At 59.4% G+C, this 17,418-nt stretch carries 12 protein-coding genes, 2 pseudogenes and 1 riboswitch; of the genes and pseudogenes, 5 read left to right on the top strand and 9 right to left on the bottom strand.

Going from position 1 to position 17,418, the window contains the following annotated elements:
• The 3 genes and pseudogenes from BN1241_RS09080 to BN1241_RS09065 form a co-directional block, all read right to left on the bottom strand.
• Positions 1–693 (bottom strand): methionine ABC transporter permease, encoded by a 693-nt coding sequence (locus BN1241_RS09080; protein ID WP_054953281.1) that lies wholly within the window; start codon positions 691–693, stop codon positions 1–3.
• A pseudogene (locus BN1241_RS13625) lies at positions 690–1,765 on the bottom strand (methionine ABC transporter ATP-binding protein). The gene BN1241_RS09080 and the pseudogene BN1241_RS13625 overlap by 4 nt, the downstream one beginning before the upstream one ends.
• 4 nt (positions 1,766–1,769) lie before the next feature.
• Positions 1,770–1,857, bottom strand: a riboswitch (SAM riboswitch).
• A 191-nt stretch (positions 1,858–2,048) separates the two neighbouring features.
• Positions 2,049–2,858, bottom strand: coding sequence for an aldo/keto reductase (locus BN1241_RS09065; RefSeq protein ID WP_054953278.1), 810 nt, complete (start codon positions 2,856–2,858; stop codon positions 2,049–2,051).
• Positions 2,859–3,495: 637 nt separating this feature from the next.
• Here BN1241_RS09065 and BN1241_RS09055 point away from each other — a divergent pair.
• The 5 genes and pseudogenes from BN1241_RS09055 to BN1241_RS09035 all read left to right on the top strand — a co-directional run bounded on the left by BN1241_RS09055 (position 3,496) and on the right by BN1241_RS09035 (position 7,810).
• Positions 3,496–4,433, top strand: a pseudogene (locus BN1241_RS09055) (transporter substrate-binding domain-containing protein).
• Entirely contained in the window at positions 4,433–5,107 is a 675-nt protein-coding gene (locus BN1241_RS13030) for an amino acid ABC transporter permease (RefSeq protein ID WP_054953275.1), read from the top strand. The pseudogene BN1241_RS09055 and the gene BN1241_RS13030 overlap by 1 nt, the downstream one beginning before the upstream one ends.
• Positions 5,108–5,110: 3 nt before the next feature.
• Positions 5,111–5,893 (top strand): amino acid ABC transporter ATP-binding protein, encoded by a 783-nt coding sequence (locus BN1241_RS13025; RefSeq protein WP_054953274.1) that lies wholly within the window; start codon positions 5,111–5,113, stop codon positions 5,891–5,893.
• Between the two features lie 11 nt (positions 5,894–5,904).
• Positions 5,905–7,089: a CaiB/BaiF CoA transferase family protein gene (locus BN1241_RS09040; RefSeq protein WP_077138338.1), complete on the top strand. Its 1,185-nt coding sequence runs from the start codon at positions 5,905–5,907 to the stop codon at positions 7,087–7,089.
• A gap of 1 nt (position 7,090) precedes the next feature.
• Positions 7,091–7,810, top strand: a complete 720-nt coding sequence (locus tag BN1241_RS09035; RefSeq protein ID WP_054953272.1) for an enoyl-CoA hydratase/isomerase family protein — start codon at positions 7,091–7,093, stop codon at positions 7,808–7,810.
• Between the two features lie 175 nt (positions 7,811–7,985).
• Here the strand turns inward: BN1241_RS09035 and BN1241_RS09030 are convergent, their stop codons facing one another.
• The 6 genes from BN1241_RS09030 to BN1241_RS09005 form a co-directional block, all read right to left on the bottom strand.
• The gene (locus BN1241_RS09030) at positions 7,986–8,627 is read right to left on the bottom strand and encodes an HAD family hydrolase (RefSeq protein ID WP_054953271.1); all 642 of its coding nucleotides are present in this window, start codon (positions 8,625–8,627) and stop codon (positions 7,986–7,988) included.
• Between the two features lie 285 nt (positions 8,628–8,912).
• Complete coding sequence (gene tuf, locus BN1241_RS09025; protein WP_054953270.1) at positions 8,913–10,106, bottom strand: elongation factor Tu; 1,194 nt, start codon at positions 10,104–10,106, stop codon at positions 8,913–8,915.
• A gap of 103 nt (positions 10,107–10,209) precedes the next feature.
• Positions 10,210–12,327 carry an elongation factor G gene (gene fusA, locus BN1241_RS09020; protein ID WP_054953269.1) on the bottom strand — a complete coding sequence of 706 codons (2,118 nt, stop codon included), beginning with the start codon at positions 12,325–12,327 and terminating at the stop codon, positions 10,210–10,212.
• Between the two features lie 38 nt (positions 12,328–12,365).
• Positions 12,366–12,836, bottom strand: coding sequence for a 30S ribosomal protein S7 (gene rpsG / locus BN1241_RS09015; protein WP_054953268.1), 471 nt, complete (start codon positions 12,834–12,836; stop codon positions 12,366–12,368).
• Positions 12,836–13,210 carry a 30S ribosomal protein S12 gene (gene rpsL / locus BN1241_RS09010; protein WP_054953267.1) on the bottom strand — a complete coding sequence of 125 codons (375 nt, stop codon included), beginning with the start codon at positions 13,208–13,210 and terminating at the stop codon, positions 12,836–12,838. Before rpsL ends, rpsG begins: the two co-directional genes overlap by 1 nt.
• A 248-nt stretch (positions 13,211–13,458) precedes the next feature.
• On the bottom strand, positions 13,459–17,346 hold the full coding sequence (locus tag BN1241_RS09005; RefSeq protein ID WP_082418293.1) for a DNA-directed RNA polymerase subunit beta': 3,888 nt from the start codon (positions 17,344–17,346) through the stop codon (positions 13,459–13,461).
• Positions 17,347–17,418 lie beyond the last annotated feature (72 nt).

The following is a 17,418-nucleotide window of genomic DNA, read 5'->3' as shown; positions in this document are numbered from 1 at the left end:
TCAGCGGTGGTCCACATACCGGCTGAGCATGTCGCCAAGCATTTGGACGAGCTGCACAATGATGACGAGAACGACGACCGTGATCGTCAGAACGTCGAGGTGGTAGCGCTGGTAGCCGTAGTTGTAGGCGAGGGCTCCGAGCCCGCCGCCACCCACGGTGCCGCCCATGGCCGAGAAACCAATGATCATAATGACGAGAACTGAGGTGGACTGGATGATCCCGGGTAGCGCTTCGCGCAGGAGCACATCCCCCATGATCCTCGTCCGGGATGCTCCCATCATTTGCGAGGCCTCAACCTTGCCCGAGTCGATGGCAAGGAGATTCGTTTCTACGAGCCTGGCAAAGAACGGAATGGACCCAATTGCGAGCGGGAAGGCCATTCCCCGCCAGCCAATATTGGTCTGCATCACCCAGTCCGTGACCGGGAGCAAGATGATGAGCAGAATGATGAAAGGGATGGAGCGACCGACGTTGACGATGAGGGACAGGATGAAGTTGATGATCTTGTTGGGGCGAATGCCGCCCTGCCGGGTTGCCACGAGCGCCATGCCGATCGGCAACCCGATGAGAACGGTCGCAAGCGACGCCCATCCCACCATGAGAAGCGTTTCAACGGTCGCATCCCACAGCTCGTTCTGAATGATTCGGTTACCGAACCATTCCATTTCTTCAGTACGTGCGTTCGCTATCATGCCGCACGCTCCCCTGCAGTAATGCCTTCCGCTCGCAGCACGGCTAAGGTCCGCTCCCGCTCCGCCTCATCAACCGACAAAGCTAGGCGTGCGATCTGTGCAGCTCCAATCGTTTCGAATGTGCCAGCGGTGACATCGGCACCGAGCTCGGCAACGAGAGCAAGAACCTGGGAGCTCGCCGGCTCACCCGGTTCGGACGTAAACGAGATGTCGATCAGGGCCTTGCCCGGCTGGATCTCATCAACCCTGGGCTTTGGAACAATGGCATGCGACAGACTCGAGTTCGTATCGGCCACGATCTCGTCCACTCGTCCCGATTGGACGATCTTGCCATCCGACAGCAGGGTGACAGCGTCGCAGGTTTCGCGAACGACCGCCATTTCGTGCGTAATGATAACGACCGTGACACCGGTCTTCTCTCGAACATCCTTGATGAGGTCGAGGATCTGCTGGGTGGTGACCGTATCGAGAGCCGAGGTCGGCTCGTCGCACAGGAGCACGGCGGGGCGGGCGGGGGGGCGTTTCCTTTTCCACACCCAGTGGGGTTAAAAAGAGACACACCTCCTCAACCACGAATGGCCTTGAGCCCCGAACGGGGAAGGATGAGGCGGGCGGCGAGCGCGCGAGCGATCGCGACGCGCTGGCGCTGACCGCCGGAAAGCTGTGCGGGATAGGAAGATCCGCGATCCCCCAAGCCAACGAGATCAAGGAGTTCCTGGGCGCGTTCGCGCCGCTCCTCACGCTTCACGCCCGCGACCTTGAGCGGGTATTCAACATTGGCTCGAGCAGTGCGTGCGTCAAGAAGATTGCCTCCCTGGAAGACCATGCCGATCGAGCGGCGCGCTGAGCGTAGTTCCTTTGGGCCAAGCGCCGCCATGTCCCGACCGTTGACCCAGACGTGGCCTTCGGTGGGCTTCTCAAGTGCGGTGAGACAGCGGATCAGGGTGGACTTTCCCGCACCTGACTGACCCACGATGCCGTGGATCTGCCCTTCGGGTATGTCAAGGTTGATCCCACCAAGGGCCACTACGGGCCCCGGGTACACCTTGTGGACATTGTCCAGCTTGATCATTCATCCTCCATCGGTCCTGGCGGTAGCACCGGTTAACTCCTCGGTTGCTGCAGCGTCATAGAGCCAGGTCTCTCAGCCACTCTTGATGGTTATTCAATTAGACATCCCCGTTACCGAGGAGTCCTTAGCGTCTCAGAGTTTGGAACCGCAATGCAATATGACCCACCACACGCTCCACAATTCCACCTATTCAGCCGACCTGAAACGACCGGTGCAGGGCGTGGCTGTGCCCCTCACATTCTGGAGGGGCACAGCCACGTATGGCAAGGAAATGAGCTTCCAGCTAGCGCTCGTCGTGGGTTCGCGGATCCCATTCGCCGAGCTCACGCTGGGGCAGGCCGCCGATCGCTTCAACCTCTGCCGGTGTCAGGGTGACCTTGATGGCATCAAGGTTTTGCTTTCGACGCTCCTCGCTCGTGGATCGGACAATCGGAACTGCACCAATGGCCCGGTGCCAGGCAAGCACGGCCTGGCTGGGAGTAATGCCGTGGGCCTCCGCGGCAGACTTGACGGGTTCGGTCTCGAACAAGTCGCCTCCCTTGGAGAGTGGCGACCAGGACTGAACGGTAATGCCACGGTTCTTGAGCTCGGCACGGAGCTCGGGGCGGTGGATGCCGGGATCGACCTGGATCTGGTTGACCGCGGGCACGTGGCCGGTGCGGGACTTCAGTTCATCGAGGTGCTCGGGAAGGAAGTTCGAAACACCGAGAGTGCGAACGAGCCCCTCCTCCTGGAGGGTGATCATTTCTTCGTATGCCTGCGGGTAGAGGCCGAGCATGGGAAGCGGCCAGTGCACCATCCACACGTCAACGTAATCCACGCCAAGCTTCTCCAGGCTCAGCTCCAGGGCGCCGCGCACGTTGTCGTGGTCGTGACCGCGAAGCTTTGTCTGGACGATGACATCCTCTCGGGCAATGCCGCTGTCCCGGATGCCTTGACCCACAGCTTCCTCATTCTCGTAGCGCGATGCCGTATCGATGAGCGTGTATCCGGCTTCGATGGCGGACGTGACGGCACGGGCTGCCTCCTCGCCCTTGAGGGGCGAGGTTCCAAAACCAATACCGATGGACTCAAAATCTATCTGGGCGTTCATATCCCGAGGCTATCAACCGACACTCCCCGCGCGAAGGAACTCACCCAGGAGCTGATTCCCTTGCCAGTTCCTCACTACCGTATCGGCGCGTAAATCCCTCGATGCTCACGATTCACGATTAATTCCTGACTTAAGGCCACGAGTCAAAGACGTTGGCTTGACGGGACGGAATACCAAACCACAAACACCCTCTGTGGCGAAGGTCACTTTGCGAAGAAATTGAGAGGCATTCTGACTCACTCGAATCGGCAATCTTTTCGTTGAAACATCAAGAAGAAGTAGGTTTCGTCAGTTCGCATCGACAGGTCGTTATGCGCCATTACTCGGCTAGATTCTGGGATGCCTTCTCGGGCTGGGATGTGAGACACATTTGTGAAAGTTGATTTATTGATTACAGTTCTAGCCATGGCTACGACTGCACAGTCAACTATTTTCGAACACATCGTGTCAGCTTCCATGCACGACATCATGTGTACCTGTTGTTATCTGTGAAGCCAGTTCAGCCGCACGAGTCGGCACTCTAAATTCCAGGATTGGTCTCACGCATATAAAGCCCTTGGGCGACCTGTATGCGCATGGCATGCCTGAGCCAATTCTCTCCAGCCTGTAGGCAAACCACTTTCATTCTCCGCGTTGAATGAGCGGACGCGTATGCATTTGCGTACCCACTTCTGTTCCCCAATGCGCCACTCTCCCCCACCCAAAAACAACAAAAAAGGAGACCACCATGGCTCGGTCCTTCACCAAACTCAGCCGTACCGTCGCAGCATCCGTTGCCCTCATGCTCACCCTTGCTGCCTGCGGCACCGCCGATGACGAGGCAGAGGTGATCCGTGTCGGTGGAACAGGCACGAGCTTCCCCCACTCCTACAAGGACGGTTCTGAACTGACCGGTTTCGACACCGAGGTCATTACCGAAGCGGCTGAGCGTGCCGGATACGAAGTGGAATTCCAGACAATGGACTTCCCCGGCCTCATGGGTTCGGTGACGGCGGGCCGCATCGATACCACGGCGACAAACCTGACCTGGACTGAGGACGGAGCGAAACCTACGTATTTACTCGCGCCTATGCTTTCGGTGGTGTAGTTCTCGCCGCTCGCGCGGACGATGAGGAGATTCAGACCGAGGATGACCTAGCCGGCAAGACCATCGGTACGGGTGCTGGTTCCACAAACGAGGCGGCCGTTGAGGCGTGGATCAGCGAAACCGGAAACGGAGCAACCGTGCGACCGTACGACGGGCCGGCCCAGGCGCAACAGGACACCCTGCTCGGCCGAATCGATGGGTATGCAGGCCCGCTCGCGTCGATCAACGCGAACATCAACTCGAAAGGCCTTGAACTCAAGGTAGTGAGCGGGACCCTCACCTATGAACAGACGCGTTTCCCGTTTGCCAACACGGAGCGCGGACGCAAGCTTGCCGAGGACATTTCGGCATCGCTGGAAGAGATGGAAGAGGATGGGACGCTAGCTGAGCTGTCCGAGAAGTACTTCGGTGAGGACCTGACGGTCCCGGGTGAGAACTTCACGGTTCCGGATCCTGCCGAACTGTCCATTCCCGGTGGCGAAGGCTGATGAAAGGTTTCGATCCAGCCTACATGGTGAGCGCAATCCCTGCGCTCCTTGAGTTCCTGCCCACCACGCTCCTCATCGCGATCTTTGCGATGGTGCTGTCAGTCGGAGTTGGTCTCGTTCTCGCACTCATTCGCTTCGCCCAAACACCGGTCTTCAACCATGTCGCGATCTTGTACATTTCGTTCTTCCGTGGCATTCCCGGGCTCGTCCTGCTGTTCCTCATCTACTTCGGTCTACCCCAGCTCATTCCGGGCATGAGCAGCATGTCGGCGATGATGGCGGCGGTGGTCGGGCTGGGGCTCAAGGAAGCCTCGTACCTGGCTGAGATCTTCCGCGCCGCCCTCATTTCCGTTGACCGTGGTCAGCGTGAGGCCGGACTTAGCCTCGGGCTGACAGCAAAACAGATTTACTCCAACTACGTCCTCCCCCAGGCTGCGTACAACGCGATCCCCGGGACAGCGAATGTTTTCATCGGACTCATCAAAGAAACATCGATCGTCTTCACGCTCGGCATCACCGACATGTTTGCGAGCGCTCAGATGACCGCGGCTGACAATCTCCGTTACCTGGAAACGTATCTCATGGTCGGCGTCGTCTACTGGGCCGTCATCTTCCTAATCGAACAACTCGTCCGGGTCCTCGAGTCCCGCATGAGCCGCCCCTACGTGAGGTGAACAATGATCCGCGTCCACAATCTCCACAAGACCTACGGTGAGAACGAAGTCCTCAAGGGCATCGACCTGGAAGTGAACCGGGGTGAAGTCGTTGCCATCATCGGCCCCTCCGGTTCCGGAAAATCAACTCTCCTCAGGTGCCTCAATCTCCTCGAGCGTCCCGATCAAGGCACGATCACGATCAGCGACACTGAGGTTGAGCTTGTCGGGAAGCTCCACAAGAAGGAAATTTCCGCACTCCAGTCCAAGACCGCCATGGTCTTCCAGCACTACAACCTGTTCCGCAATCGGAGCGCACTACGCAATGTGCAGGACCCGATTGTGCTTCGAAAAGTTGCTGCTAAGGACGAGGCGAAAACCATCGCCCAAAACCTCCTCCGCAGAGTTGGCATCACGGCCGAGGTTGAGAACCAATTCCCGGTGACACTATCCGGGGGCCAGGCCCAGCGAGTGAGCATCGCCCGCGCTCTCGCTATCAATCCGGCCGCAATCCTCCTGGATGAGCCGACCTCGGCTCTCGACCCCGAGCTCGTCGGTGAAGTCCTCAACGTCATCAGCTCGCTAGCTGCCGAGCACACCACGATGCTCATCGTCACCCACGAAATGCAGTTCGCGGCTGACGTTGCCGATCGGGTGATCTTTATGGACGAGGGACGGATCGTCGAATCCGGTCCCGCCCACGAAGTCATCCATACCCCGAAACATCCTCGAACGAAACAATTCCTCCGCCGCTCGTTCACGGCACCCGAACTTTTAGGCCGCGAGCCACAGCGCCAGGTCAGTTAGGAAGGACAGTCATGACACAGATAGACAAACCCCTGGAAGGGTGGCGAGTGGTGGAGTTCTCCCACTTCATCGCAGCCCCCTCCGTGGGACAGGCACTCGCCGACCTCGGTGCAGAAGTCATCAAGGTTGAGAGCCCCAAGGGCGATCCCACCAGGCCCGCCACGGGCAGCGTTGCCTCGAGCATCTTTGAGACCTTCAACCACGGCAAGAAGTCCGTTGTTCTCGACCTGAACGATGAAGAGGACGAACAGATCGCCCAAGAGCTCGCTCTCAGCGCCGATATTGTCATCCACAATATTTCCGCCTCCTCGATGGAACGCCACGGACTGGGCGGGAAGACTCTGCGAGAAAAAAACCACGCCCTCATCTACGGCTCGATCCGCGGCTTCCCGTCCAATACCTCCCGCGCGAACGACAAGGGCTTCGATGGGATCGGCCAAGCCGAGTCCGGCATGATCTGGGTTAATGGAACCGAGGAAACGGGCCCTCTTAAGCTCCCCTACAACCCGGTTGATGTGGCAACCGGCGATTCGCTGCTTCAGGGAATCTTTGCCGCGATCATCAAACGGCTCCGCACCGGCGAAGGCAGCGAGGTAGAGACCAGCCTGTTCGAAGGCGGACTGCACGCACAGAGTTACTACTGGGGGCTCTTCCTCCAAACCGGGATCAACCCCGGCCGCATCGGCAACCGCGAGCCCGCCGTGGCACCGGCCGCCGAAATCCATCAGGTGCGCGACGGCTATGTCATTTTCTCCGCCTACCTGCCCGCCCACTGGGAGGCACTCTGCCACCTGCTCGACATCCCCCATCTCGTCACCGATCCGCTCTACCTCACCAATCAGGATCGCCTCGAGAACCAGGATGATCTGTGGCAGGCACTTCAGGATGCTATCGACAAGAAGGACTGGACGGTCAACGAGGCGGGGCAAGCATTCGACACCATCCGGATTGCTCACGGTCAGGTTTCCAGCTATCAGGACATCTACGACCGCGGCCTCCTTCACGAAAGCCAGCAGCTCGCACAAATCACGGAGGAAGGCAGGGCCCCCTACTACGTGTTCAACAGGCCGTACCGGTTTGTTGATGCGCAGCGCCCCGCCGTCGCGCTACCGCCGCCCAAGCTCGGTGCGCACACCGACGAAGTCATCTCATCCCTGAATCAAGACAACCATGTAGACAATAGGAAGGTGGGCTGACATGACTGACACAGTGATTGTGACCGAGCGCGGGCCCGTTCTCGAGATCAAGATCAACCGCCCCGACAAGCGAAACTCCCTTACCCAGGAAGCGGTCGATGCACTGGGTGAAGCCTACGACCTGCTCGAAACGGACCCCTTCGCTGCCGGCATCGTCCATGGCGAAGGAACCAAAGCGTTCTGTGCTGGAGCGGACTTCAATGCCCCTCCCCCGGATGATTCTCGTGCCTACCCGAACTTCACGATCAAACTCTCAAAGCCGATCATCGCAGCCGTCGAGGGATACGCGGTGGGAGCTGGATTCGTACTCAGCCAGTCCTGTGACATTGTCGTGGCAGGTAAGGGAGCTCAGTTCGGTTACCCAGAGGCCCGTATCGGCATCACCGGTGGTGGTGGCACATTGATTGCCTCCCGGGTCCCAACCAAGGTCGCTGCCGATCTCCTTCTGACGGGACGTTTCTACGAGGCCGAGCGAGCACGCGAAGCCGGGCTCGTCAGCGAGGTTACAGAAACCGGAAACGCTCTCACTCTCGCGCGTGAACTCGCCGACCAAATTGCGGCAAACCACGCTCCCTCAGTGCAGCTTCTCAAGACCCTGATCGATCGCGAAACCCAAACGACAACGGTCGAATCAGCTCAGTTGCTTGGCACCCTTACGACCAATACGCGGGATGTCAGCCGCCTGACCTCTTCGCAGGGACTCAAGAGCGCCGCGAGCTAAACCAGCTCGCTTCCTCAAGACCAGTATCGAGTCATGGTTAGACGTGGCCTCGCGCCATGGCTCGATACTTGTCCAGGCTCAGCAACGAACTCAGTCCACTAGCAAGGGCGTCGCTGGGTTGGGATGGTTGTGGGCTGACAGATCACCTGCCAGCCCACAACAAACTCCTTCTTATCTACAGCAGTGTTGCCAAAGTTTTGAGTTCCTGATGCATCACGTTGACCACCGTGGCACCGGCCCCAGCAGCCGACTGGGAGCCAGGAATTGAATCTTCGAAAGCAAGGCATCGGGATGGTTCCACACCGAGCCGCTCCATTGCAGTGGCGTAAGGTGCGGGGTTGGGTTTGCCCGGGATCGGTTCATCGCCCGTTACCCGGGCAGCAAAGTACTGCTTCGGCAGGCTCTTAATGGCCGGCCCTGCGAGTTCGATGGGGGTGGCGGTAATGAGGGCTTGCGGGATATTGGCTTCCGCGAAGGCCTCAAGAAGGTCGATCGCTCCCGCCATGAGAGCCGGCTGTGAATACACGTGCTCAGCCATGTGACTTGCGACCTCGTGGAACAATTCCATCGGTTCGGCAAGCTCCCCGCTGTCACGTTTGAGCATGGTGTGCATGTGCTCAGCATGATCCTCGGTCGAGCATCCGTGAAAGACAAGCTCATCGTCGGCGGTCCAAATGCCACCCCGTTCCTCAATGACAGATCGGGTTTTGAAAACCCACTGGGATTCTGTGTCCGTGATCGTGCCATCCAGGTCCCAGAGGATCGCGGCGGGTTGAAAATCAAGTCCGCATGCGCGGAAAACGTCGTGGAGGCTCATGCCACCACCCTAGCTGAGGGCCCGATCGGGAGCGACCAGTTTAGAAGTAGCGATCCAAGAGCAAGACTGATGCCACTGGAGCACAACAATGCTCCCTCGCTACTGTCGCGGTCCAGCTGCCTTGCCGAACGAGGTTGCAGTAGTTAAATAGTTTCTTGCTCCAAGGCCATGAAACAACCCGCTGGTCCAGTTGTGTTAGGCCCGCGGTCGGGGCTGGAAAGACGAGTGAGCCCCGGACGAAGCCGGGGCTCACTTTGAAGATCTTAAGATCTAGGATGATCGAGGTCAGGCGATGATCTTGGTGACCTTGCCCGAACCAACGGTTGCGCCACCCTCACGGATAGCGAAGCCGAGGCCCTCTTCCATGGCGATGGGCTGGATGAGCTCAACGGTCATCTCAGTGTTGTCGCCGGGCATGACCATCTCGGTGCCCTCGGGGAGGGTGATGACGCCGGTCACGTCCGTGGTACGGAAGTAGAACTGCGGGCGGTAGTTGGAGAAGAACGGATTGTGACGGCCGCCCTCTTCCTTCTTAAGCACGTAGGTCTGAGCTTCGAACTTGGTGTGAGGGGTGATCGTGCCGGGCTTGCAAACAACCTGGCCACGCTCAACGTCTTCACGCTTGATGCCACGGATGAGCAGACCACAGTTCTCGCCTGCGTCAGCGTGATCCATCTGCTTGTGGAACATCTCGATACCGGTGACGGTGGTGGTCATCGGCTTCTCCTTGATGCCAAGGATTTCGACATCGGAGTTGATCTGGAGCTGACCACGCTCAACACGACCGGTCACAACGGTGCCACGGCCGGTGATCGTGAAGACGTCCTCGATGGGCATGAGGAACGGCTTGTCGAGTTCGCGGACCGGATCCTCGAAGTACTCGTCAACCTGCTCCATGAGGTCCTCAATGGACTTGACCCACTTCTCTTCGCCTTCGAGAGCCTTGAGCGAGGAGATCTGCATGACGGGAGCGTTGTCACCGTCGAAGCCCTGCGAGGAGAGAAGGTCACGGACCTCCATCTCGACGAGCTCGAGGATTTCCTCGTCGTCAACCATGTCGGACTTGTTCAGCGCAACGATGAGCTGCGGAACGCCAACCTGGCGGGCGAGGAGAACGTGCTCACGGGTCTGAGCCATCGGACCGTCGGTGGCAGCGACAACGAGGATCGCGCCGTCCATCTGAGCAGCACCGGTGATCATGTTCTTGATGTAGTCAGCGTGTCCGGGGGCGTCAACGTGTGCGTAGTGACGCTTCTCGGTCTGGTACTCGACGTGGGACACGTTGATGGTGATGCCGCGCTGGCGCTCCTCGGGAGCGTTGTCAACCTGGTCGAACGGGGTGAACTCGTTCAGTTCCGGGTACTTGTCAGCAAGAACCTTCGAGATTGCAGCGGTCGTCGTCGTCTTACCGTGGTCGACGTGACCGATGGTGCCGATGTTCATATGCGGCTTGGACTTGTCGTACTTGGCCTTGGCCACTTGTCCTCCTGTAGGACTCGGGTAGTTTCTCTGCTTCAGGATACAGGAGCATCCTTGGGGCTGAGCGATCTACTAGTCGGTTATTTTCTTAAATGACCTAGGCTCACTCGCCCCGGGTCTTCTTGATGATTTCCTCGGAGACATTCCTCGGAACTTCCGCGTAAGTCGCGAACTGCATGGTGTACACCGCACGGCCCTGCGTCTTGGAACGCAGGTCGCCAACGTAACCGAACATTTCGGACAGCGGAACTTGGGCGCGGACGATCTTAATACCGGTCGCGTCCTCCATGGACTGAATCATGCCACGGCGAGAGTTAAGATCGCCAATCACATCGCCCATGTATTCTTCGGGGGTACGTACCTCGACGTCCATCATCGGCTCGAGCAGCACGGGATCCGCCATCTTAATGCCTTCGCGGAACACGCCCTGACCGGCGATCTTGAATGCCATTTCCGAAGAGTCAACATCGTGGTAGGCACCATCGAGGAGGGTGGCCTTCACGCCCACCATCGGGTATCCGGCGAGGACACCGTTCTCCATGGCTGCCTGGATGCCCTGATCGACGGACGGAATGTACTCGCGGGGCACGCGACCGCCGGTCACGGCATCCACGAACTCGTACATTTCGCCATCTTCCGTTGTTTCCAGCGGTTCGAAGGACACCTGGACCTTAGCGAACTGGCCGGACCCACCGGTCTGCTTCTTGTGCGTGTAGTCGACCTTGTCGACCTTGCGACGGATCGTCTCACGGTACGCAACCTGGGGTGCACCCACGTTGGCGTCAACCTTGAACTCGCGGCGCATACGGGTCACGAGAATGTCGAGGTGCAGCTCGCCCATACCGCCAATAACGGTCTGGCCGGTTTCCTCATCGAGGCGGACGGTGAAGGTCGGGTCCTCTTCAGCGAGACGCTGAATCGCGGTGCCGAGCTTCTCCTGGTCACCCTTCGACTTCGGCTCGATAGCCACGTGAATCACGGGCTCCGGGAACGTCATCGATTCGAGGATGATCTGCTTCTGCGGATCACACAGGGTGTCACCGGTCGTCGTGTTCTTCAGACCAATAACAGCGTAGATGTGGCCAGCGTGGGCTACATCAACCGGGTTCTCCTTGTTGGAGTGCATCTGGAAGATACGCGAGATGCGTTCCTTCTGGCCCTTGGTCGAGTTCTGGATCTGAGAACCAGCTTCGAGGGAGCCCGAGTACACGCGAATGTAGGTGAGCTTACCGAAGAAGGGGTGCACGGCGATCTTGAAGGCGAGGGCCGCGAACGGCTCGTTTTCGTCTGCCTTGCGGACGAGGATCTCTTCCTCGTTGTTGACGGCGGTGCCTTCGATGGAGGGTACGTCAAGCGGGGACGGCAGGTAGTCAACGACACCATCAAGCATCGGCTGAACACCGATGTTCTTGTAGGCGGAGCCACAGAACACGGGGTATGCCTCGCCGGCGATCGTCAGCTTGCGGATCGCAGCCTTGATCTCCTCAACGGTCAACTCTTCACCACCGAGGTACTTATCAAGAAGTGCCTCATCGGTCTCAGCAACGGCCTCGAGCAATTCGCCGCGAACTTCCTCAACCTTGTCGAGCATGTCAGCGGGAATCTCTTCCTCGATGACAACGGTGCCGTAGGTCTTTTCGCCGTTCTGCTCGGCCGGGAAGCGGTACGCAACCTGGCGCACGATGTCGACTACACCGGAGAGGTCGTTCTCGGAACCGATCGGAAGGGTCACGACGAGCGGGGTTGCCTTGAGGCGATCCTTAATCGTCGACACGGTGAAGTCGAAGCTGGCACCGAGCTTGTCCATCTTGTTGACGAAGCAAATGCGGGGGACGTTGTACTTGTCCGCCTGACGCCACACCGTCTCCGACTGCGGCTCAACGCCTTCCTTACCATCGAACACTGCGACAGCACCGTCGAGGACGCGGAGCGAACGCTCCACCTCGACCGTGAAGTCGACGTGTCCCGGGGTGTCGATCACGTTGATCTGGTTGTTCTTCCAGAACGCGGTGACAGCTGCGGAAGTGATCGTGATACCACGGTTCTTCTCATCTTCCATCCAGTCGGTTGTGGATGCGCCGTCGTGCGTCTCACCAAGCTTGTAGTTGATGCCGGTGTAGAACAGAATTCGCTCGGTTGTCGTCGTCTTGCCAGCATCGATGTGAGCCATGATGCCAATATTGCGGACCTTTGTCAGGTCGGAAAGCACTTCCTGTGCCACTATAAGCTCTCTTCGGTTCGAGGTAGTCGGACAGCCGCTTACCAGCGGTAGTGAGCAAAGGCCTTGTTGGACTCTGCCATGCGGTGGGTGTCTTCACGACGCTTCACTGCGGCGCCGAGGCCGTTGGAGGCGTCAAGAATCTCGTTCATGAGACGCTCGGTCATCGAGTTCTCACGACGCTGCCTGGAGTAGTCAACGAGCCAGCGCAGAGCCAGGGTAGTGGAGCGGTTAGCCTTCACCTCAACCGGCACCTGGTAGGTGGCGCCACCGACACGGCGGGAACGCACCTCGAGGGACGGCTTAATGTTGTCCATGGCTCGCTTGAGGACCTCGATGGCGTCCTGTCCGGACTTCTCGGCAACACCGGAAAGTGCGCCGTAAACGATGGTCTGAGCGGTTGACTTCTTGCCGTCACGCAGGACGCGGTTGACCAGCTGGGTCACGAGCTCCTGGCCGTAAACGGGATCTGCAACAATGGGACGCTTCGGAGCGGGGCCTTTACGTGGCATTACTTCTTCTCCTTCTTAGCGCCGTAGCGGGAACGTGCCTGCTTGCGGTTCTTCACACCCTGGGTGTCGAGAGAGCCGCGAACGATCTTGTAGCGAACGCCCGGGAGGTCCCTCACACGACCGCCACGAACGAGCACGATCGAGTGCTCCTGGAGGTTGTGGCCTTCACCGGGGATGTATGCGGAAACCTCGATACCGGTCGAGAGGCGCACACGGGCGACCTTACGAAGGGCCGAGTTCGGCTTCTTGGGGGTAGTTGTGTATACGCGGGTGCACACCCCACGACGCTGCGGGCTACCCTGGAGCGCCGGCGTCTTGGAGGCGCCTGGCTTCGAAGACCGACCCTTGCGGATCAGCTGCTGAATAGTGGGCACTCTATCTCCTGCTCATTATTTACTGGTGTATGGACTCGCTAAAAGCGAGAGCGTGACGATCCGGTCTTTCGCAGCAACGCCGGACTGTCTCCTCCCCCGCGGGTGCAACTCCCGCGCGCGAGGCAGGTTCGCCGAAACGAACACCGTTTATCAGATTAGCGCGATTTCGTGTGTGTCGTCAAAGGATTGGCCTGTATCGAGCGGTGGTACTCGACACAGGCCAATCATTAGATTGTCGCGGTCACGGACTAGTTTCCGAATGCGGGACCGTAACCGGAGTATCCGGTTCCGTAGAGTCCGGCACCCAGATCGAGTCCCGAATCGTAGGGATCAAGATCCTGGCGGATGAAGCCCGTCATCTTCTCAAACTCGAGGCGGGCCTCCGTGGTGGGCTCTGCCTTCGCGTTGCGGAGCTTCTCGAGGCCGGTGCCGGCCGGGATGAGCTTACCGAGGATGACGTTCTCCTTGAGACCGTTGAGCGGATCTCGCTTCGCGTTGAGCGCGGCCTCGGTCAGGACCTTCGTGGTCTCCTGGAACGATGCGGCGGACAGCCACGAGTCGGTTGCGAGCGACGCCTTGGTGATACCCATGAGTTCGGGGCGTGCGGTGGCAGGCTTGCCGCCGCGTGCCACGGCCTCGCGGTTCGCGGACTCGTAGTCCTTGACGTCAGCGAGCTCACCGGGCAGGAGGCTCGTGTCACCGGATTCAATAACGGTGACGCGGCGCAGCATCTGCCGGACGATGACCTCGATGTGCTTGTCATGGATTTCCACGCCCTGCGAGCGGTACACGGCCTGAACCTGTTCCACCAGGTAGAGCTGGGCACGGCGACGGTTGGAGATGCGGAGCACCTTCTTCGGGTCGACGCTACCCTCGGTGAGCTGTTCGCCCACCTGCACGTGTCCGCCATCCTCAACCAGGAGCTTGGACGAACGCGACACCTGGTAGGAGAGGTCTTCTCCACCATCGTCACGCTTGATGACGATCTGGCGGGAGCGCTCGGAATCCTCGATGGAGACCGTACCGGCCGCTTCCGTGATCGGGGCTTCACCCTTCGGGGTACGTGCCTCGAAGAGCTCCTGGACACGGGGCAGACCCTGCGTGATGTCGTCGGCCGATGCCACACCACCGGTGTGGAAGGTACGCATCGTCAGCTGGGTACCGGGCTCACCAATGGACTGTGCGGACACAATACCGATGGCTTCACCGATGTCGACGAGCAGGCCGGTTGCGAGCGAACGACCGTAGCAGAGCGCACATGCGCCGCTGCGGGAGTTACAGGTCAGGACCGAGCGGACCGTGACCTCGTCGAGGCCAGCGTTGAACAGCTTCTCGATCTCCACGTCGCCGAGGTCGGTGCCGGCAGCAACAATGACGTTGCCATCAGCATCCGCAACATCAGTTGCGAGCGTACGTGCGTACACGGACGTTTCAACAGCCGGATCTAGGTGGCGGCCACCCTGATCATCAATGTAGGCGATCCTGTTCGTCAGGCCCTTGCTCGTGCCACAGTCGTTTTCACGAATGATGACATCCTGAGCAACGTCGACGAGACGGCGCGTGAGGTAACCGGAGTCTGCGGTACGCAGAGCCGTATCGGCCGTACCCTTACGGGCACCGTGCGTTGCCGAGAAGTACTCTAGAACGGAAAGGCCCTCGAAATAGTTCGACTTGATCGGCAGGGAAATAATTTCACCCTTCGGGTTGGCCACGAGGCCACGCATACCGGCAAGCTGACGGACCTGGGTCCAGTTACCACGAGCACCCGAGGTGACCATGCGGTTGACGGAGTTCTTCTCGGAGAAATTCGAACGCATTTCTTCAGCCACGCGCTCGGTCACGTCGGTCCACAGGTCGAACAGGTCGCGACGACGGTCAGCGTCCTCGATCATACCGTTGTCGAAGAGCTCCTCGATCTTGGCGGCTTCCTCTTCGGCTGCTTCCAGGATCCCGGCCTTCGAATCGGGCACCTCAATATCCGACAGAGAAATCGAGACACCGGAGCGACCGGCCCAGTAGAAACCGGTGGACTTCAGGGCATCCAGCGATGCACCGACGTCAACCTTCGGGTAGCGCTCAGCGAGCTCGTTGACGATCGCGCCGAGACGCTTCTTATCCACAACCTCGTTCACGTACGGGAACTTGACAGGGAGGGCGTCGTTGAAGAGCGCGCGGCCCAGGGTCGTGTCGAGCAGGACCGGCTGACCCTCCTCCCAGCCTTCCGGAGCAACCCAGCCGCGGGGCGGGATCAGCTCGGGGAAGCGGATGCGGATCGGTTCGTTCAGCGAGATGTCCTCGTTGTCGAACGCCATGATCGCCTCACCGACGGACGAGAAAGAACGCTTCTCACCCTCGGCCCCCGACTCGGAGGTCAGGTGGTAGAGGCCAATGATCATGTCCTGGGAGGGCATGGTCACCGGGCGACCATCCGACGGCTTCAGGATGTTGTTGGCGGACAGCATGAGGATGCGAGCCTCGGCCTGAGCCTCGGCGGACAGCGGCAGGTGCACTGCCATCTGGTCACCGTCGAAGTCGGCGTTGAACGCGGCACACACGAGCGGGTGCAGCTGAATGGCCTTACCCTCAACGAGCTGCGGCTCGAACGCCTGGATGCCGAGACGGTGCAGGGTTGGTGCACGGTTCAGCAGAACGGGGTGGTCGGTGATGACCTCTTCGAGGATGTCCCACACCTCGGAGCGCTGACGCTCAATGAGGCGCTTGGCTGCCTTGATGTTCTTCGCGACCTGCTGGTCCACGAGACGTTTCTGCACGAAGGGCTTGAACAGCTCGAGGGCCATGGCCTTCGGCAGACCACACTGGTGGAGCTTGAGGGTCGGGCCCACAACGATCACGGAACGACCGGAGTAGTCGACGCGCTTACCGAGCAGGTTCTGACGGAAACGACCCTGCTTACCCTTGAGCATGTCCGAGAGGGACTTGAGGGGGCGGTTACCGGCACCCTGGACGGGGCGGCCACGGCGGCCGTTGTCGAACAGTGCGTCAACCGATTCCTGGAGCATGCGCTTCTCATTGTTCACCATGATTTCGGGAGCATCGAGATCAAGCATGCGCTTGAGACGGTTGTTGCGGTTGATGACGCGACGGTACAGGTCGTTCAGGTCAGAGGTCGCGAAGCGACCGCCGTCGAGCTGCACCATGGGGCGCAGGTCCGGCGGGATGACCGGGAGAACGTCGAGAACCATCGACTCCGGCTTGGTGCCGGTGGTACGGAAGGCGTTGACGACCTTGAGGCGCTTAAGCGCACGGGTCTTACGCTGCGCGGTTCCGGTCTGGATCACTTCCTGAAGGATCTCGGCTTCCGCTTCGAGGTCGAAGGTGCGCAGGCGCTCCTGGATGGCCTCGGCACCGCGGGATGCCTCGAAGTACATGCCCCAGCGGCCGTACATTTCGCGGTACAGGTCCTCATCACCCTCAAGGTCACCGACCTTGAGCTTCATGAAGCGGTCCCAGACCTCTTCCACGCGGTCGCGTTCGGCTTCGGCTCCCTTGCGGATATTGGCCTGGTCCTTCTCACCAGCATCCTTGATTGCCTTCTTTTCCTTCGCGGAAGCATTCGCTGCTTCAGCTTCTTCGAGTTCGCGCTCCATCTCCTGGGCGCGCTCCTCGATCTCGACATGCATCTGGTTCTCAATTTCCTTGAGTTCCAGTTCGAGTTCGCCACGCAGTTCCGGCATGGCTTCCGAGCGACCTTCTTCATCCACGTCGGTCACCATGTAGGCGGCGAAGTAGATGACCTTTTCCAGGTCCTTCGGTGCGATGTCGAGCAGGTAGCCAAGGCGTGACGGAACACCCTTGAAGTACCAGATGTGGGTGACGGGGGCCGCGAGCTGGATGTGACCCATCCGCTCACGACGCACCTTGGCGCGAGTCACCTCAACGCCACAGCGTTCACATTCAATTCCCTTGTAACGGGGACGCTTGTACTTACCGCACGCGCACTCCCAGTCCCTCGTGGGACCGAAGATGCGTTCGCAGAACAGGCCGTCTTTCTCGGCCTTGAGCGTACGGTAGTTGATGGTTTCGGGCTTCTTGACCTCACCGTGCGACCAGGAGTTAACATCCTGGCTCGTTGCGAGTGAGATATGGAGCTGATCGAACAGATTAACGTCGAGCAAGTTTCCTACTTCTTCCTATGCACCCTGCCGCGGAGGAGGGCTGGGTGGGCGCTAGACCCAGCCTCTTCTCCG

The organism is Flaviflexus massiliensis, from assembly GCF_001375495.1.
Taxonomy (GTDB): domain Bacteria; phylum Actinomycetota; class Actinomycetes; order Actinomycetales; family Actinomycetaceae; genus Flaviflexus; species Flaviflexus massiliensis.
This window is presented reverse-complemented; position numbering and strand designations above follow the sequence as displayed.